This is a genomic window from Microcystis sp. LE19-41.2A (genome assembly GCF_027530405.1).
GTDB classification, from domain to species: domain Bacteria; phylum Cyanobacteriota; class Cyanobacteriia; order Cyanobacteriales; family Microcystaceae; genus Microcystis; species Microcystis aeruginosa.
Genome location: NZ_JAPZQJ010000102.1, coordinates 1 through 2,500 on the forward strand (window position 1 = coordinate 1; position 2,500 = coordinate 2,500).

4 protein-coding genes are annotated in these 2,500 nt (G+C 43.2%); 2 read left to right on the forward strand and 2 right to left on the reverse strand.

Going from position 1 to position 2,500, the window contains the following annotated elements; translation table 11 throughout:
- On the forward strand, nucleotides 1-469 hold a 469-nt coding region (locus O9290_RS04440; RefSeq protein ID WP_288086751.1), incomplete at its 5' end, for an RNA-guided endonuclease InsQ/TnpB family protein.
- Here O9290_RS04440 and mtnB read toward each other — a convergent pair.
- A complete protein-coding gene (gene mtnB, locus O9290_RS04445; protein WP_052276878.1) occupies nucleotides 454-1,089 on the reverse strand; it encodes a methylthioribulose 1-phosphate dehydratase in 636 nt (211 codons plus the stop codon). The genes O9290_RS04440 and mtnB overlap by 16 nt on opposite strands.
- Before the next feature lie 238 nt (nucleotides 1,090-1,327).
- On the opposite strand from mtnB, the gene O9290_RS04450 reads away from it, so the two are divergent.
- Nucleotides 1,328-1,708: a hypothetical protein gene (locus O9290_RS04450; RefSeq protein ID WP_002760482.1), complete on the forward strand. Its 381-nt coding sequence runs from the start codon at nucleotides 1,328-1,330 to the stop codon at nucleotides 1,706-1,708.
- A gap of 10 nt (nucleotides 1,709-1,718) precedes the next feature.
- On the opposite strand, the gene O9290_RS28085 is transcribed toward O9290_RS04450, so the two are convergent.
- A complete protein-coding gene (locus tag O9290_RS28085; protein WP_002760483.1) occupies nucleotides 1,719-1,961 on the reverse strand; it encodes a hypothetical protein in 243 nt (80 codons plus the stop codon).
- Nucleotides 1,962-2,500: the final 539 nt, after the last annotated feature.

Below are 2,500 nucleotides of genomic sequence, written 5' to 3' on the forward strand. Positions count from 1 at the left end.
TCTGGTAGTCTATGAAGCTTTAAAGGTAAGAAACTTAGTCAAAAATCGTCAGCTTGCCAAGTCGATTTCTGATGCTTCTTGGTATCAATTCACTGAATGGTTGAATTATTTTGCCAAGATTTATCGGATTGTTTGTATTGCTGTTACTCCCCATTTCACGACTCAAGATTGTTCAGTTTGTGGGACGAGAGTTCAAAAAACATTAAGCACTAGAACTCATCAATGCCCCAATTGTAAAACAGTCTTGGATAGGGATCATAATGCAGCAATAAATATTCTTAAAAAAGGGTTGCAATATTTGGGAAATCATCTCAACGGTACTGTTGGGCAAACAGAAACCGACCCAAACGCCTTGGGAGAGTCCGGTCTCTGGGTTTTCAGTGGAGACATTGAGAATCTAAGCTGTCTCGTTGAACAAGGAATTTCTAACAGCGATGTGGAAAGAATCCCCCGTCACAGCGTAGCTTGACGGTGGGAGTATGTCAATTGATAGGCTGCCACTAGATAACGAAAAATATACTCAACTATCTCTAAATAATTCTCGGTAGTTTCTAGAGACTCACCCCACACCGTCACACCATGGTAAGAAATCAGTAAAGCGGGAATTTCCGGGGGGAAAGTTGAGAATCTACTTTCTATTTCTGCGGCAATTTTCGGCACATCGAGATAGTTAGCAAAAACCGGCATAAATACTTGAGGATTTTCTACCCAAATACCTAAACCTTTCAACATTTCTAAGGGAGGTAACGATAACTTGTCCTCGCGAGCAAAACGGGAAACTAAATTCGCTTCCACTGAGTGGACATGATAACAAGCTTGCGCTTGGGGAAAGAGACAATAAATCACCTGATGAATGCTAGTTTCGGCCGAAGGACGATTATCTCGATGAGCTAATTCTCTGACTTTTCCCGTCAGATCCACGCGCACAAAATCCTGTTCTGTGAGTTTACCTTTACTTTTGCCACTGGCAGTAATCCAAAAACTATGATCATCAACTTTAGCGGATAAATTACCCGCTGTGCCGAGCATCCAACCCAGTTGATAAAATCTTCGGGCAGCTGCCACTAGAGATAGACGAGGATCGCTCATGGTTTTTAGAGATATGGTGGATAGGGACTGACTATTATAACAAGTTGAAGCGATCGGAGGATCCACTCCCCAGCAGATTTGGTGAGGATGTCAATCTGGATAATCTCGCTAAAAACTACAGCCAAGGCAGAAGAGAGCGAGGAACCAGTGAGTAAAAAAGAAGATTTAACCGTGGAAATGTGTTAGGGATGTGTTAGGTTAAAGATAATTGCAGCTTTGATGAATCGAGGGTTGAGCCGTGAATAACAACTTTTTCCGCAGCTATTCTGTCAATGATTCTGGTTTGGGTTGTTTCTTATCTTTGATTTTAGTCGGATTGTTGTTAGGCTCGATCGGACTGGGTTGGTTAGTCAATGGTTTTTTAATTCTCGTGGCATTTCTAATCATTTCCCCCGTCATTGCTTGGGGAATTTTTCGCTGGTGGTTGCGACGCAATTTAGTTGAAGATAGCTGTCCCGTCTGCAGCTACGAATTTACGGGTTTTAATCGCACAGAATGCCAATGTCCTAACTGTGGTGAACCGTTAAAAGTGGCAGGGGGTAAGTTTATTATTCTCACCCCTCCCGGTACGATCGATGTACAGGCGATCGAAGTACCTACCGGACAGTTGGAAGATTAGAGTCAAACCATCACCATCTAGGCACGCGCACCAAACTGAAAGCGGGGGTTCTGAATTTTAACAATAACAGCAGTCCCAGCAGGTGAATTGACCAATGAACGAGAATTAAGCCCCAAATAATTGCAAAAATCAAACTACTAACGGCAAGAGCTTTAAAAATATCATTATCGGTCTTTTGATACCAGAGAAGACTAAGGAAGGAAAGCAGTAGGAGTAGAAGCGGAAAAAGTGGGGAGAACATGGGGATCACCATTGGGTGAGGGGACTGTCTTCACATCCATAGCCTATCATTTGCCCTTTACGGCTACGGGTAGCAGATGTTACATACCCCCCTATTTGTCATAAATCTTTAGAATCAAATTAAAAAGTTTACCGAAAAATTGGGTTTAAAGCCTCGCCCTTTTAGGGCGACTTTATAGGATGTAAGTAGCTGGTTATAATTAAATTAAAAATGAATTTTAGGTTCGATCCCCCCTGCCCCCCTTGATAAGGGGGGTGCCGATCCCCCCTGCCCCCCTTGATAAGGGGGGTGCCGATCCCCCCTTAGTCCCCCCTTTAATCCCCCCTTAATAAGGGGGGCATCTGACAACTTTTAACGCCTACCTACTTATGATATTAAGAATAGCGGGCAGGGTAAGCAACCGCTTAAAAAACCCAGTCATCGCAGGATGAACGCACCTTGAAAACTAGAGTTATGGGGTTCTATAGGGGAATGCTCCTATAGGTAAAAGCTCTAAGCGTCAAGTACCAGAGAAACCAATTATTTTAGAGGTTTTGAACTGTATCGTAGGG

What these genes read in the sequence shown, in the direction of transcription:
- mtnB (WP_052276878.1), bottom strand. Translation starts at nt 1,089, where the DNA reads ATGAGCGATCCTCGTCTATCTCTAGTGGCAGCTGCCCGAAGATTTTAT.
- O9290_RS28085 (WP_002760483.1), bottom strand. Translation starts at nt 1,961, where the DNA reads ATGGTGATCCCCATGTTCTCCCCACTTTTTCCGCTTCTACTCCTACTG.